We start from the raw sequence: 14,902 nt of genomic DNA, 5'->3' as shown, positions 1-14,902 counted from the left end.
GACGGGCTTCCAGTGGAAGCCCGTTTTTTGAGGCTTGTGTGACTCACAACCCCGACAGACTGTAATTGACCGGCAACCAGCGGTAACCGTTGGTTTTACCGTTAGCGTCATGCTGTACCGCCACATGACCGATGCCGGGGAACGGCATGTGCGCGCCCGCTACCCAGTAACCCTGTTTCACCGTTTCTTTCAGCAGTGCATCACGGGTGCGAACCGCCTGCTCGCTATCAGAGTCAAACGCGATGGCGGTGTCTGGCAGCGGCATTTGTACCGCTTCGGCGTGCACGATATCACCCCACAGCAGGATTTTCTGGCCGTCGCTGTTGACCAGGAACGATGTATGGCCGGGGGTATGACCTGGCGTCGGCACGGCGGTAATGCTGGCGGGCAGTGACTGATGATCGGTGAAGGTCTTGAGTTTGCCGGCTTCGCGGATATGGCGGAACACTTCCTGCACGCGCTCAAATCCGGCTTTTTTGTCCTGCGGCGCTTTTTTCAGATTGTCCGGGCTTAGCCAGAAATCGGTGTCTTTCTGGTTCACGTAAATGGTGGCGTTGGGATAAACCAGTTTTCCGTCGCTGACCAGTCCGCCGAAGTGATCGGCATGCAGGTGAGTCACTAGTACGCTATCGACCTGCTCCGGTTTGTACCCGGCTGCTTTCAGGTTAGCCAGCGTTTTACCGGTGGTTTTTCCACCCAGCGCGCCGGTGCCGCTATCAACCAAAATCAGGTTTTTTCCGGTATTGATCAGAAACGCGTTGATAGAGGTTTCCACCTGCGGTTTCAGGTAGCTGGCTTCCAGCAGGCTGACGATTTTCTCCCGCGGCGTGCGGGTGAGCAGCTTGTCCATCGGCATGGTGTTGGTACCGTCGGACAGCGCGGTGATTTCATACTGCCCGACCATAATGCGGTAATAACCGGGCTGAGTTTTAACCTGGGCGACCGCTTCGGCATTGGCGAATGCCGGAACCAGAGATAATGACAAACAGAAAACAGCAAGGGGCTTTAATAACGTCATCTTACATTTCCTTATTTGTAAATATACCTTTCATCTTCCACATTGCAGCCGGCAGCGCTCAAATCGGCTTACGCAAACTTGTCGCGCATGCCCGTCGCTTACTGCGGTAAGCAAGCTCAGAGGATTCATGCTGTTGCCGCGTTCTACCTTGCCCTAAGGGGCCAACGCGTTGCGTTGTTCAAAACGCAAGCATTTTGTCCTGCAATGCGAGATCGATTGGCGATAGAGGTATGGCCGCATCATGTGCGACCTGTTGATTATTAACCGGGAATCGCACAGGCACAAATTTCGGGCAGCCGTTCTTTTTGGTTATTGCATCCGGCGGTTTGGCATGGCTTGCGCTATCGGCGATAATAGTGGTTTAGCCAGAAGGAATAATGAAACACGATGCTTTACCCGATTAACGAAATGTTCCAGACCCTACAAGGCGAAGGTTTTTTCACCGGCGTCCCGGCGGTGTTTATCCGTTTGCAAGGGTGCCCGGTGGGGTGCAGCTGGTGCGATACCAAACATACCTGGGAAAAACTGCCTGAGCGGCAGATTCCGCTGGCGGAGGTACTGGTTAAAAGCGGGGAAAGCGACGCCTGGAGCGGTTCCAGCGTTGAGGATCTGTTGCAGCAGATGGCATTGCAGGGGTACAGCGCCAGACACGTGGTGATTACCGGCGGCGAGCCTTGTATCCACGATCTGACGCCGTTGACGCAGACGCTGGAGCAGCGGGGGTTCAGTACTCAGATCGAAACCAGCGGCACCCACGAAGTACGCTGCTCACCCGATTGCTGGGTGACGGTTTCTCCCAAAGTGAATATGCGCGGCGGTCTGGCGGTATTGGATCAGGCGCTGCAACGGGCGAATGAAATCAAACATCCGGTGGCGCGCGAGCGGGATATTGAGGCGCTGGATGCGTTGCTGGCAAGACTGGATGACGACAAGGCGCGGGTTGTGGCGTTGCAGCCGATTAGTCAGAAGGACGACGCCACCCGGCTGTGTATTGAAACCTGCATCGCCCGCAACTGGCGTTTATCGATGCAGACCCACAAATACCTCAATATTGCCTGATGGGCGTCGTTTTAGCTGATAGCCGCGCAGGCCGCTGACTCAGTCGTCCTCGCCGCGGTATACGCAACCGGCGGTGCAGGTTTCTTTGACGGTCACCGCGCTTAATAATGGCAGCGTCGGTTTGAGTTGCTGCCAGATCCAGCGCGCCAGCACTTCGCTGGTAGGGTTTTCCAGCCCTGGAATATCGTTCAGGTAATGGTGATCCAACTGTTCCCAGGTGGGTTTGAATGCGGCTTTCAACTCGGCGAAATCCATCACCCAGCCGGTATAAGGATCGACCTCACCGGTAATTTCCAGACGAACCATGAACGAATGACCATGCAGGCGGCCGCATTTATGGCCGTTCGGCACATGGGGAAGCCGGTGCGCGGCTTCGAACTGGAAATCTTTAAACAGTGTGGTTGGCATGGTGAGGCTCTCGTGTCATTCAAAAAACCGTCGCATACTACCGGAAAGTGCCGTGTTAAGCACGTTTCCTGACACCAAACTGTCCTTTCTGCCAGTATCTGCGCGCCATCCTGCCAGGCTGTCAATCGGGCTATTCCGTCAGTTCGATAACCGCATCGTGACTCCAGCCGATGGGCAACGGAGACGGACGCTGCAACGTCATGTTGTGTAACGTTAATCCGCTGACGCCGCGTGCAAACAGCGCGGGCAGCCCGCTTGGGTAGGTTTCCACCCCGTAAGCGCGCCCGGTCTCCGGGTTGACCAGATAAGCATTGTCCAGCCCCATGCCGGTGGGGCGCTCCGGGTTGCAGGGCGGGCGGACGTCGTACAAGCCCTGTTCCGGCGAATCGCTCGGTCGCTGTTCTAACGTGATGCCGTCGAAATGAATATCGCGGATATAACCCGCCGGCGTACTGTGCAGGTTGATGGCGCCTTCGCTAACGCCGGACAGCCGCACGAAGCGCACATTCTCAATCACTCCGGGTTCAATCATCGGGTCGCGGTAACGTACCGACACGAATACCGGGTCGGCCTTGCCCCAGTGACAGGGCGGCGCCGCGACGCATTCGAAGGTGATATCGCTGAAACAGATACGGCGAAACGCGCCGCCGTCGCGGGAAATCAGTCCAATCCCCCGGTTGGAGTCGTAGATGGCGCAGTGGCTGACGGTCAGGTCTTCAATGTCGGTGAAGGTTTCGGTACCGATTTTCAGCGCGCAGCTGCGCGAACGCAGCCGGCAGTGACTGACCGTCATTCGCTGGGCCTTATACTGCATGGCGGGGGGCTTGGCGGTGGTTTTGATGCACAAGGCGTCATCGGCGGCGCTCAGGTGACAGTGACGTACCGTCACATCCTGACAGCTGTCGAGATTAAGCGCATCGGTGTTGGCCATGGTCATGTCGTTATCCACCGTCAGGCGTTCAACGTTGACCTGACGGCAACTCACCAGATGGACGGTCCACATCGGCGCCTGTTCGATGGTCACGTCCTGCAAACTGACCTGTTCGCAGTCCTCCAGCACCAGAATCCGCGGGCGATGCTGCGCCGGCAGGCGATAGCCCTGCTCATCGGGCTCGGCTGAGAAGTAGGCGTCGGCGCTACCGGTGATTTTCCCTTTTCCGCACAGGGTGATGTTGCGCTGCCGGCGGGCGTACAGAAACGCGCGATCGGAAAGCTCGGCCACGCTGACGGTAGTGGTTTGAGCAAAATCGTCATAGCAGGCGCTGGCGATCAGTTCCGCTCCGGCGTCCAGTTGCAGGCAGAAATTCGAGGGCAGCCGTAATCCTCCCAGCAGATAACGCCCCGCTTCCACCACCAGTGTGCCGCCGCCTTGCGCGGTCAGGTCGTCGATCGCCCGCTGGAACAGCACGGTGTCGGGGGTAACGCCATCGGCGGCGGGCGTGTAGGAGCGAATGGATAGCCTCATGGTTTTTATCCTGTTTCGATAGGGGTACGGAGGTCATTCCAGCACGGTTTTTCATCGCAGGCAGCCGCGGCGCGGCGGGAAATCGCTCAGGGTTAGAGCGCCTTCACAGCCTGTCTGACGCCATCCGACGGAATGTGAGCGTGATAACGTCATACTCGCTGCGGCCCTAACGCGATGTGTGTTTCATCACGTTTTTTATCCCTTCCGGCGAATGCGCGTAGCGTTGTCGGCGCATAGTGTTTTATTTTTGTTAAATAACTGTGAACTCGATCGCGCGACGTGTTCACAGTTGAACGCTGGTTGTGAGGCAAGGGCGCGGCAATGCGCCGGGCGGTGAACCTGCTTCCATGAAATGAGCGTTACCGGGGTTGTCGACACTCATTTTTTCAGCCTGCTCCGCATAACGCGCATTTGGTCGTTCCCCGGCGCTGGTGAAGAAAAAAACAATCTGCCTATCTTGTTTCCCAGCGGGAGGCGCCCTGTACCTGCCTGATTAACCTTCCGCCCTGAAATAACAACATAAAGAGGATCGGGGACATGATGAAATTGCTGGTAGGACTGGTGTTGTTGGCGTTTACCGTGCTGGGCCAGGTTCAGGCCGCGGAGCAGGTGACATTGCGTATGTCCTGGTGGGGCGGCAACAGCCGTCATCAGGCCACGTTGGCCGCCATTGAAGCCTTTCAGAAAAAATACCCGGGGATCACGGTCAAAGCCGAATATACCGGCTGGGATGGCTACCTCTCGCGCCTGACCACCCAAATCGCCAGCGGCGAAGAGCCGGACGTGGTGCAGATCAACTGGAACTGGATACCGATCTTCTCCCGCACCGGTACCGGCTTTTACGATTTGAACAAACTGAAAGAGACCCTAAAACTGCAGGATTTTCCGGCGGATGCGCTGACCACGGTGGACGGCAAAGTCAACGCCATCTCCACTTCGCTCAACGGGCTGGTGATGTATTACAACGTCGATACCTGGAAAAAGGCCGGTCTGGCGTACCCGACCACCTGGGAGGAGCTGTTCCAGGCTGGCAAGGTGTTCAGGGATAAGCTCGGCGACAACTACTTCCCGCTGGCTTCCCCGGCGCAGGATAGCGGCGAGGGATTGCTGGAGCTTCTCAACACCTATATGACCCAGAAATTTCATATCGGCATGATTGACGAGCAGAACAAACGCTTCAATTACACCGAGGCGCAGTGGCTGGAGGCGTTTCGTTTCTACAAACGGCTGGTGGATGATCATGTCATTCCGTCGGCGAAATACTACAACGCCTTTGGCAAAGCCGGGGTGTTTGAGACAAGGCCGTGGATCAACGGCGAATACGGCGGGGCGCAGCTCTGGGCCTCGGTGGTGAAAAAATACGCCGAACCGCTGGCGCCGCCCGCCAGACTGGAGCTGGGGCCGTACATGATGACGCCGGGCTCCGACAATCCGGGGCAATTCTTCAAACCATCGATGCTGTTTGCCATCAGCAAAAGCAGCAAACACCCGAAAGAAGCGGCGCTGCTGCTCAATTTCCTGATGAATGACCCGGAAGGCAGCCTGCTGATGGGCACCGAGCGCGGCGTACCGCTCAGCCGGGTGGCGCGTCAGGCGTTGCAGGACAGTCAGCGGCTGGATACGCAGGATCTGGCGGTGAAAGGGCTGATGCAGGCGCTGGAAAAACCGATGCAGACGCCAGTGTCCTCGTATATTGAAGATCCGCAATTGGCCAGCCTGATTCTGCAAACGGTTGAACAACTGGATTACGGCAACAGGAGCGTGGAGACGTCGGCGAAGAATTTCAACGACACGGGCAACCGCATCCTGAAACGAGTGATCCGCTGATTTACCGGCCCGGCGGCGTTACGCCTCGTGACGTGACGCCGCCTGATGACCGCCGCCGGTGTCCTGCGTCAGCACAGTCAGCTGTTGTTGCAGGCTGTCTGCCAGCGCGCGCGGGCGGGCGGCATCAAACATGACGTGCATACTCACCGGGTAGTCCCGGTGTTGCAGGCAGAAATCGTCCATTTCATGCGCGATGCCGTAGAGCGCCTGAATATTGGTTTTGGCGATTTCACGCAGCGTCCAGTTGTTTTCCACCCGCTGGCAGTAGTGCAGGGTGAAAAAGGCTTTCTGGGCATGGACGAAGGCGCGGCAATAGAGCGCCAGGCCGCGCCATTCCTGCTGCCAGCGCTGGCGCAGCGGTTCCGGCAGGTCGTGGTCGCGGGCAAACTGGCTGGCGGCCTGCTGGCTCTGGTCGGCCAACTGCCAGGCCGCATCTTTCTCCCGCACAATCTGGTACAGATTCTGGGAAGCCAGTTCCGTTTCGCGGCGATCAAAGGTGATGTCGCGCCCGGAACCGGGCAACCAGTGGTTGCGGTTGAGTTGACCGTACAAACTCCACACCGCCTGACCGTAACTGGACGGCAGCAGGCTATGGCGGTGGAACACATGGTGACGCGCATACAGCGACAACGACAGCGCTTGCTGCGCCTGTTCCAGCAGGGCGCGCATGGTGTGACGGACCGCATCGTCCGGCTGCCATTGCCAGCATTCCGCCAGCCACTGGCGAAACAGTTCGCTTTCGTTAACCGGCGGCGCGCTGTCGTTCAACAGGCGTGCGCAGGCGAACAGCGTGAATTCGCTCAACGACCCCAGCACGCTGTGGTTATCGACGCCGTCCCAACTGATGCGGCAGGCTGCGCTGACGATGGCCGGGTTCTTTTCCCGACACCACAGCAACCGCCCCTGAATCTCGGTGTAACGCAGAAACGGCAGATTGCCCCAGCCGACTTCCTCGCCCGCCAGATCCAACTCGACCCAAATCTCCCGGTCATCCAGCTCCAGCAGCGCCGGGTTGTTGGGGAATTCCGGCCAGAAGCGTTCCGGCGTCATCTTGATGGCGGCGGAGACGGTGACCGGCAGGCTGCGGATGGCCTCCAGTACGTGAGACATATCGTGATGATTGGCCGGAAAGGCGCGCAAGACCAGATGACGCTGATGGGCGTGAACGACGCGGGAAACGGCGGTAAACAATTGCCGGTAAATTGGTTCGCTGTCTAGTGTTGGCGGCATTGCCGGTGGCATCGTCGGTGAAATAATGCCGTTTTGCATCTCTTCGCCGGGCGGCGGAGCAAAACGTATCAGGCTATCGCTGTTGGAAATCGCCAGCATCAATCCACTCAAACGCGGGATCTGCTGCATCAACAGATCCACTTTAGCGGCCAGATAATCGCACCAGAAATGGGTGTCGATACGGAATTGACGCGCGTCGTCCAGCAACTGCGGGTGCTGCAGCAATAGATCGGTGGGGAAGGCCAGCTCCTTGCATTGCAGGTACAGCGCCAGCCCCTGTTCGCGACAATAGGCGGCGACCTGATTGAGATAGACGCAGCGCGAGCGTTGCTGGCTGCTGATGCGATCGTCAAAGCGGGCATGTTGATAGGCGGGCGGCGTCACCAGCTTGTCCAGCAGGTCCGCCTGTCCCAGCACCAGCGTATTGAAACCGTAACGGCGGGCGTAGTCCGCCAGCGCGGTAATATGCCGCCAGTGCCAGATATCCTGGGTGTTCAGTTCCAGTGCGCGACGCTGCCACATAATCGGTGTGCTCCCCGAACCACAGAGCATCGAGTATAACGCCGGCGCGATGGCGCAAAAGAAACATTAAAATAATCAATGCAGTAAATTGTGATCAATAACACTTAAAGCAATAAGTGTTATCAAAAAAACCATTTAGTCGTTTTGGTTATTAAATATTTCCATCATGTCTTTAATTGTTAAGATGGGGATGGTTACCTTATGTCCCATCTGACTTTCTATTTCATGAATTTGACTATTGCGGCAACCCGGCATTAGCGCCCGCGACCAGAACAAGGATACCGACACTACAATGACAACTCCGGCTTCTCCGACTCCGCTGCTCCCGTTGAGCGCGGAGCAACTTTCGCGTCTTCAGGCCGCGACCGGTGATCTTTCACCGACGCAACTGGCCTGGTTGTCCGGCTATTTCTGGGGCGTGATTCAGCAGCAGCCCGGCGCGCTTGCCGTACCGGTTGCAGCGGCGGCGCCAGCGGTTGACGCGGCGCCGCCGGCGTCCATCACGCTGATTTCCGCCTCTCAGACCGGCAATGCCCGCCGCGTGGCGGAGCAGGTGCGCGACGATCTGCTGGCGGCCAGCCTGCCGGTGACGCTGGTGAATGCCGGCGACTACAAATTCAAACAGATTGCGCAGGAAAAACTGCTGCTGGTCGTCACCTCGACGCAGGGCGAAGGCGAGCCGCCGGAAGAAGCCGTGGCGTTGCACAAATTCCTGTTTTCGAAGAAAGCGCCGTCGCTGGCGGGCGCCGCGTTTGCGGTGTTCGGCCTCGGCGATACCTCGTACGAGTTTTTCAGCAAGGCGGGTAAGGATTTTGACGGCCGTCTGGCTGAGTTAGGCGCCGAACGCCTGCTCGATCGCGTCGATGCCGATGTGGAATTCCAGCCGCTGGCGGAGCAGTGGCGTCGTCAGGTTGTGGAAACGTTGAAGACGCGCTTTGCCAGCCAGACGGCGGTGGCGGTGCAAACCGCGGCCAGCGGTCAGGTCAACGCCATCACCACCAGCCCCTATCACAAAGAGGCGCCTTACACCGCATCGCTGTCGGTCAACCAGAAGATCACCGGCCGCAACTCGGAGAAAGACGTTCGTCATATCGAAATCGATCTGGGCGATTCCGGACTGCATTATCAGCCGGGTGATGCGCTCGGTGTCTGGTATGAGAACGCCCCGGCGCTGGTGCAGGAACTGCTGGGATTGTTGTGGCTGAAAGGCGACGAATCCGTTGTCGTGGACGGCAATACCCTGCCGTTGAGCGAAGCGCTGCAACGCCATTTCGAACTGACGCAAAATACCGCGCCGATTGTCGCCAAATACGCGGCGTTGTCCCGCAACGAGGCGTTGCTGGGGCTGGTTGCCGATAAATCCGCGCTACAGCAGTACGCACAGCGTACTCCGCTGGTGGATATGGTGCGTGAAGCGCCGGTGGAACTGACGCCGGAACAGCTCACCGGATTGCTGCGTCCGTTGACGCCGCGCCTCTATTCCATCGCCTCGTCGCAGGACGATGTCGGCAGCGAAGTGCACATCACCGTCGGCGCCGTGCGTTATGAGTATGAAGGCCGTGCGCGTAGCGGCGGCGCGTCAGGCTATCTGGCGGACCGGTTGGAAGAGGACGGCGACGTTCGCGTGTTCATTGAGCACAATGATAATTTCCGCCTGCCCGCCAACCCCGAAACGCCGGTAATCATGATTGGTCCGGGCACCGGCATCGCGCCGTTTCGCGCGTTTATGCAGCAGCGTGAGGCTGAAGGCGCCGGCGGTAAAAACTGGCTGTTCTTCGGCAACCCGCACTTTACCGAAGATTTCCTCTATCAGGTGGAGTGGCAGCGCTACGTGAAAGACGGGCTGCTGACGACTATCGATCTGGCCTGGTCGCGCGATCAGGCGCACAAGGTCTACGTACAGGACAAAATCCGTGAAAAAGGCGCGGATGTGTGGCGCTGGATTCAGGATGGCGCCCATATTTATGTCTGCGGCGACGCCAATCGCATGGCGAAGGATGTAGAGCAGGCGCTGCTGGCCGTGGTGGCTGAACACGGCGGAATGGACGCCGAACAGGCGGATGAGTTTTTAAGCGAGCTGCGTCTTGAGCGGCGTTATCAGAGAGATGTGTACTAATGAGCGAAAGATATTCTGGTCCGCTGGTGGTCGAGGGCAAGCTGGCTGATGCCGAGCGTTTGAAGCTGGAAAGCAATTACCTGCGCGGCACGATTACAGAGGATTTGAGCGACGGCCTGACCGGCGGCTTTAACGGCGACAACTTTCTGCTGATTCGCTTTCACGGCATGTATCAGCAGGATGACCGCGATATCCGCGCCGAGCGCGCGGAGCAGAAGCTGGAGCCGCGTCATGCCATGATGCTGCGCTGCCGCCTGCCGGGCGGGGTGATGACGCCGAAGCAGTGGCTCGGCATCGACCAGTTCGCCGGTGAAAAGACGCTGTACGGCAGCATCCGCATCACTAACCGCCAGACGTTCCAGTTTCACGGCATTCTGAAGTCCGACCTGAAATCCGCCCATCAACTGTTGCATGAGGTTGGGCTGGATGCGCTGGCGACCGCCAACGACGTCAACCGTAACGTGCTGTGCACCTCTAACCCGGTGGAGTCAGAGCTGCATCAGCAGGCCTATGAATGGGCGAAGACGATTTCCGAGCACCTGCTGCCGCGCACCCGCGCCTACGCCGAGATTTGGCTGAATAAGGAAAAAGTCGCCACCACCGACGAGGAGCCGATTCTGGGGGCGACCTATCTGCCGCGCAAGTTCAAGACTACGGTGGTGATCCCGCCGCAGAACGATGTGGATCTGCACGCCAACGATTTGAACTTTGTTGCCATTTCAGATAACGGCCAACTGGTAGGTTTTAACGTGCTGGTAGGCGGCGGTCTGTCTATCGCCCACGGCGACAAGGCCACCTATCCGCGCACCGCCAGCGAATTGGGCTATATTCCATTAGCGCACACGCTGGCGGTAGCTGAAGCGGTGGTGACCACTCAGCGTGACTGGGGCAATCGCACCAACCGCAAGAACGCCAAGACTAAATACACGCTGGAACGGGTGGGCGTCGAGACGTTCAAACAGGAAGTGGAGCGCCGCGCCGGCATCACTTTTGAGGCCGTTCGCCCGTATGCGTTTACCGGTCGCGGCGATCGCATCGGCTGGGTGAAAGGGATCGACAATAAATGGCACCTGACGCTGTTTATTGAAAACGGCCGCATTCTGGATTATCCGGGGCGCCCGCTGAAAACCGGCATGGCGGAGATCGCCAAAATCCACAAGGGCGATTTCCGGTTGACCGCCAACCAGAACCTGATCGTGGCCGGCGTCGCTACCCGCGACAAAGCCAAAATCGAGGCGCTGGCGCGCCAGTATGGCCTGATCGACGACAGCGTCACCGAGCAGCGTCAGAATTCGATGGCCTGTGTATCGCTGCCGACCTGCCCGCTGGCGATGGCCGAGGCGGAGCGCTTCCTGCCGGAGTTTGTCACCAGGGTGGAAGCCATCATGCAGGCGCATGGCGTGGGTGACGACCATATCGTGTTGCGCGTGACCGGCTGCCCTAATGGCTGTGGCCGCGCCATGCTGGCGGAAATCGGTCTGGTGGGTAAAGCCATCGGCCGCTACAACCTGCATATCGGCGGCAACCGCGAAGGCACGCGTATTCCGCGCATGTATCGGGAGAACATCACCGAGAAAGAGATTCTGGCCGATATCGACCAACTGGTCGGGCGCTGGGCCAGCGAACGCGAGAGCGGCGAAGGGTTTGGCGATTTTGCGATCCGTGTCGGCATCGTTAAACCGGTGCTGGATCCCGCCGTTGATTTTTACGACTGACAGGAGAACCTGATGTCTATGTTGAATCTGGAGGCGCTGCGCGCCTTGCCCCAACCGGAACAGGCCGCCGCGCTGGCGGACGTTAACCAACAGCTGGAGAGTCTGTCCGCGCAGGAGCGCGTCAGCTGGGCGCTGGAAAACCTGCCGGGCGAGTTTGTGCTTTCCTCCAGTTTCGGCATTCAGGCAGCGGTGTGCCTGCATCTGGTTACCCGACAGCGGCCGGATATTCCGGTGATCCTCACCGATACCGGTTATCTGTTTACAGAGACGTATCAGTTCATCGATCAACTGACCGAACAGTTGGGTCTTAACCTTCAGGTTTACCGTGCCGCGCAGTCTCCCGCCTGGCAGGAGGCGCGTTACGGCAAACTGTGGGAGCAGGGGCTGACCGGCATTGAGCAGTACAACCAGATCAATAAAGTCGAGCCGATGGATCGGGCGTTGCAAGAACTGCGCGCCGGCACCTGGTTCGCCGGTCTGCGCCGTGAACAGTCGGGCAGCCGCGAAGGGTTGCCGGTGCTGGCGATCAAGCGCGGCGTATTCAAGTTTTTGCCGATCATCGACTGGGATAACCGCACGGTGTACCAGTACCTGAAAGCCAACGGATTGAGCTACCACCCGCTATGGGAACAGGGCTATCTGTCGGTGGGTGATACTCATACCACCCGCAAGTGGGAACCGGGCATGAGCGAGGAAGAAACCCGTTTCTTCGGCCTGAAACGCGAATGCGGGCTGCATGAAGGCTGACTATTATCCTTTTATGGATGAATGTGACGGCAGCAGCAGCACCGAGTCGACCCATCCCGATCGCGGGTATCAACCAGACGATGATTAACCTGTATGATAATTACGGGTAGTTATCTGGCGTGACATTCAGCCGGGCGGTGCTGCATCTTCAGCCCTGGCTTCAGGAAGTCCGGTGGTACCTACGTCAACAGCGTCTTGAAGATTATCAGCCGTATTTTTGTGAAACGTCACCGCCTGCGTGCTGATGTTTCCGCCTGCCCGAAGCAGGCCCAGGTGAACGCGAAGTGTAAAAATAGTCATGAAAACCGTTATTAAGCGTTTTTATTCTTTCCCGCATGGTTTGTTATTCCATTACGGAACTAATCATACTAATTCGGCATTTCATAACCTTTCTCTTCACGTTTTATAGTCGCTTTATAAAATTTTTAGCTTAGTAAAGGCATCTGTGAACTATCTCCCTATATTCGCCGATCTCCGGCAACGCCCCGTGCTGGTCGTCGGGGGCGGCGAGGTGGCAACCCGCAAGATTGACCTGCTGCAGCGCGCCGGGGCTGAGGTTCGGGTGGCGGCGCGGTCGCTGTGCGAGCCGCTGCATGAGCAGCATCAGGCGGGTCGGCTGGCATGGGTCGCGCAGGAATTTTCGCCTGCGCTGCTGGATAACGTGTTTCTGGTGATTGCCGCGACCGATGATGCCGCGCTGAATGCCACGGTATTTGAGGAAGCCAATCGCCGTCAGTTGCTGGTCAACGTGGTGGATGATCAGCCCAAATGCTCATTCATTTTTCCTTCGCTGATCGACCGCTCGCCGCTGATGGTGGCGATTTCGTCCGGCGGTCAGGCGCCGGTGCTGGCGCGTTTGCTGCGGGAAAAACTGGAGGCGCTGCTGCCCGCCCGTCTGGGGCAGATGGCGGCGCTGGCCGGAAAATGGCGCGGCCGCATCAAGCAGCGGCTGGCGTCGATAACGGAACGCCGTCGTTTTTGGGAGCGCATTTTTACCGGTCGTTTTTCCAGTCTGGTGGCCGCCGGGCAACTGGCGCAGGCCGAGCAGGAACTGGAACAGCAGCTGGCGCAGCCCGATATTCAGCAAGGCGAGGTGGCGCTGGTTGGCGCCGGGCCGGGCGACGCCGGTTTGCTGACGCTGCGCGGCCTGCAGGTGATTCAGCAGGCGGATGTGGTGCTTTACGACCATCTGGTCAGCGATGAGGTGCTGGATCTGGTGCGCCGTGACGCGGAGCGGATTTGCGTCGGTAAACGCGCCAGCGCGCATCTGCTGCCGCAAGACGAGATTAACGCGCTGCTGGTGAGGCTGGCGCAGGAAGGCAAGCGGGTAGTGCGGCTGAAAGGCGGCGACCCCTTTATTTTTGGTCGTGGCGGCGAAGAGCTGCAGCAGGTGGCGCAGGCGGGGATTCCGTTTCAGGTGGTGCCGGGCATCACCGCGGCGGCTGGCGCCACGGCGTATGCCGGCATTCCGCTGACGCACCGGGATTACGCGCAGAGCGTGATATTTATCACCGGGCACTGCCGCCCGGATGGCGACGCGCTGGATTGGTCGACGCTGGCGCGCGGCCGACAGACACTGGCTATTTACATGGGTGCGGTCAAGTCGGCGGAAATCAGCCAGCAGTTGATCGCGCATGGCCGGGCGCCGCACACGCCGGTGGCGGTAATCGGCCGCGGCACGCGGCAGGATCAACAGGTGCTGACCGGCACGCTGACGGAACTGGAACAACTGGCGCAGCAGGCTCCGACGCCGGCGCTGCTGGTGATTGGCGAGGTGGTGAATTTACATCAACACATCGCCTGGTTTGGTGAACAAGCGCGGATGACGCCGACTGACGGGCGCTCGGCCGTGGTGAATCTGGCTTAAGGTTAAGGTTATGGACGAGAAAAGACTCACGCATTTAAAACAGCTTGAAGCGGAAAGTATTCATATCATTCGTGAGGTAGCGGCTGAGTTCAGCAACCCGGTGATGATGTATTCCATCGGCAAGGACTCCTCCGTGATGCTGCATCTGGCCCGTAAGGCGTTCTTTCCGGGCACGCTGCCGTTCCCGCTGCTGCATGTGGATACCGGCTGGAAATTCCGCGAAATGTACCAATTCCGTGATCGTACCGCCAAAGCCTACGGCTGCGAACTGTTGGTGCACCGCAACCCGGAAGGGGTAGCGATGGGCATCAACCCGTTTGTGCACGGCAGCGCCAAGCATACCGACATCATGAAAACCGAAGGGTTGAAACAGGCGCTGGACAAGTACGGCTTTGACGCCGCGTTCGGCGGCGCCCGCCGCGACGAGGAGAAATCCCGCGCCAAAGAGCGTATCTACTCTTTCCGCGATCGCTTCCATCGCTGGGACCCGAAAAACCAGCGTCCGGAGCTGTGGAACAACTATAACGGCCAGATCAACAAGGGCGAGAGCATCCGTGTGTTCCCGCTGTCCAACTGGACCGAACTGGATATCTGGCAGTACATCTATCTGGAAAATATCGATATCGTGCCGCTGTATCTGGCCGCTGAGCGTCCGGTGCTGGAGCGCGACGGCATGTTGCTGATGGTGGACGACGACCGCATCGACCTGCAGCCTGGCGAAGTAATTACCCAGCGCATGGTGCGTTTCCGTACGCTCGGCTGCTGGCCGCTGACCGGCGCGGTGGAATCGCAGGCGCAGACGCTGCCGGAAATCATTGAAGAGATGCTGGTGTCGACCACCAGCGAGCGTCAGGGACGGGTGATTGACCGCGATCAGGCCGGCTCGATGGAGCTGAAAAAGCGTCAAGGGTATTTCTGAGGAATCGTC

11 protein-coding genes are annotated in these 14,902 nt (G+C 58.6%); 7 read left to right on the top strand and 4 right to left on the bottom strand.

From position 1 onward, the window contains the following. Positions 1–43 precede the first annotated feature (43 nt). A complete protein-coding gene (locus tag DXXMK7_RS16780) occupies positions 44–1,018 on the bottom strand; it encodes an MBL fold metallo-hydrolase (protein ID WP_038920066.1) in 975 nt (324 codons plus the stop codon). Positions 1,019–1,405: 387 nt separating this feature from the next. Between DXXMK7_RS16780 and queE the strand changes: the two genes are divergently transcribed. Continuing rightward, complete coding sequence (gene queE, locus DXXMK7_RS16775) at positions 1,406–2,077, top strand: 7-carboxy-7-deazaguanine synthase QueE (RefSeq protein WP_038920065.1); 672 nt, start codon at positions 1,406–1,408, stop codon at positions 2,075–2,077. Between the two features lie 39 nt (positions 2,078–2,116). Here the strand turns inward: queE and queD are convergent, their stop codons facing one another. Together queD and DXXMK7_RS16765 are read right to left on the bottom strand one after the other, a co-directional pair. Next, a complete protein-coding gene (gene queD, locus DXXMK7_RS16770; RefSeq protein ID WP_033569254.1) occupies positions 2,117–2,485 on the bottom strand; it encodes a 6-carboxytetrahydropterin synthase QueD in 369 nt (122 codons plus the stop codon). Positions 2,486–2,615: 130 nt separating this feature from the next. After that, on the bottom strand, positions 2,616–3,950 hold the full coding sequence (locus tag DXXMK7_RS16765; RefSeq protein ID WP_038920064.1) for a glycoside hydrolase family 28 protein: 1,335 nt from the start codon (positions 3,948–3,950) through the stop codon (positions 2,616–2,618). Between the two features lie 537 nt (positions 3,951–4,487). Between DXXMK7_RS16765 and DXXMK7_RS16760 the strand changes: the two genes are divergently transcribed. Further along, positions 4,488–5,777 carry an ABC transporter substrate-binding protein gene (locus tag DXXMK7_RS16760; protein ID WP_082170929.1) on the top strand — a complete coding sequence of 430 codons (1,290 nt, stop codon included), beginning with the start codon at positions 4,488–4,490 and terminating at the stop codon, positions 5,775–5,777. 18 nt (positions 5,778–5,795) lie between these two features. Here the strand turns inward: DXXMK7_RS16760 and DXXMK7_RS16755 are convergent, their stop codons facing one another. Then, entirely contained in the window at positions 5,796–7,529 is a 1,734-nt protein-coding gene (locus DXXMK7_RS16755) for a hypothetical protein (protein ID WP_038920063.1), read from the bottom strand. 292 nt (positions 7,530–7,821) lie between these two features. On the opposite strand from DXXMK7_RS16755, the gene cysJ reads away from it, so the two are divergent. The 5 genes from cysJ (at position 7,822) to cysD (ending at position 14,893) form a co-directional block, all read left to right on the top strand. After that, positions 7,822–9,645, top strand: a complete 1,824-nt coding sequence (gene cysJ / locus DXXMK7_RS16750; protein WP_038920062.1) for an NADPH-dependent assimilatory sulfite reductase flavoprotein subunit — start codon at positions 7,822–7,824, stop codon at positions 9,643–9,645. Beyond that, the gene (gene cysI / locus DXXMK7_RS16745; protein ID WP_038920061.1) at positions 9,645–11,360 is read left to right on the top strand and encodes an assimilatory sulfite reductase (NADPH) hemoprotein subunit; all 1,716 of its coding nucleotides are present in this window, start codon (positions 9,645–9,647) and stop codon (positions 11,358–11,360) included. The genes cysJ and cysI overlap by 1 nt, the downstream gene beginning before the upstream one ends. Positions 11,361–11,372: 12 nt before the next feature. After that, a complete protein-coding gene (locus DXXMK7_RS16740; RefSeq protein WP_038920060.1) occupies positions 11,373–12,107 on the top strand; it encodes a phosphoadenylyl-sulfate reductase in 735 nt (244 codons plus the stop codon). A gap of 445 nt (positions 12,108–12,552) precedes the next feature. Next, complete coding sequence (cysG, locus tag DXXMK7_RS16735; protein WP_038920059.1) at positions 12,553–13,974, top strand: siroheme synthase CysG; 1,422 nt, start codon at positions 12,553–12,555, stop codon at positions 13,972–13,974. Positions 13,975–13,984: 10 nt separating this feature from the next. Next, a complete protein-coding gene (cysD, locus tag DXXMK7_RS16730; protein WP_038920058.1) occupies positions 13,985–14,893 on the top strand; it encodes a sulfate adenylyltransferase subunit CysD in 909 nt (302 codons plus the stop codon). Positions 14,894–14,902: the final 9 nt, after the last annotated feature.

This window comes from Dickeya sp. MK7 (genome assembly GCF_000406305.1).
Taxonomy (GTDB): Bacteria; Pseudomonadota; Gammaproteobacteria; order Enterobacterales; family Enterobacteriaceae; genus Dickeya; species Dickeya fangzhongdai.
Note: the sequence above shows the minus strand (reverse complement) of the source record. Positions and strands in the feature narration are given on the sequence as shown.

Excerpts from the sequence above, each read along its gene's own strand:
- DXXMK7_RS16780 (WP_038920066.1), bottom strand. The coding sequence starts at position 1,018 with ATGACGTTATTAAAGCCCCTTGCTGTTTTCTGTTTGTCATTATCTCTG.
- queE (WP_038920065.1), top strand. The coding sequence starts at position 1,406 with ATGCTTTACCCGATTAACGAAATGTTCCAGACCCTACAAGGCGAAGGT.
- queD (WP_033569254.1), bottom strand. The coding sequence starts at position 2,485 with ATGCCAACCACACTGTTTAAAGATTTCCAGTTCGAAGCCGCGCACCGG.
- DXXMK7_RS16765 (WP_038920064.1), bottom strand. The coding sequence starts at position 3,950 with ATGAGGCTATCCATTCGCTCCTACACGCCCGCCGCCGATGGCGTTACC.
- DXXMK7_RS16760 (WP_082170929.1), top strand. The coding sequence starts at position 4,488 with ATGATGAAATTGCTGGTAGGACTGGTGTTGTTGGCGTTTACCGTGCTG.
- DXXMK7_RS16755 (WP_038920063.1), bottom strand. The coding sequence starts at position 7,529 with ATGTGGCAGCGTCGCGCACTGGAACTGAACACCCAGGATATCTGGCAC.
- cysJ (WP_038920062.1), top strand. The coding sequence starts at position 7,822 with ATGACAACTCCGGCTTCTCCGACTCCGCTGCTCCCGTTGAGCGCGGAG.
- cysI (WP_038920061.1), top strand. The coding sequence starts at position 9,645 with ATGAGCGAAAGATATTCTGGTCCGCTGGTGGTCGAGGGCAAGCTGGCT.
- DXXMK7_RS16740 (WP_038920060.1), top strand. The coding sequence starts at position 11,373 with ATGTCTATGTTGAATCTGGAGGCGCTGCGCGCCTTGCCCCAACCGGAA.
- cysD (WP_038920058.1), top strand. The coding sequence starts at position 13,985 with ATGGACGAGAAAAGACTCACGCATTTAAAACAGCTTGAAGCGGAAAGT.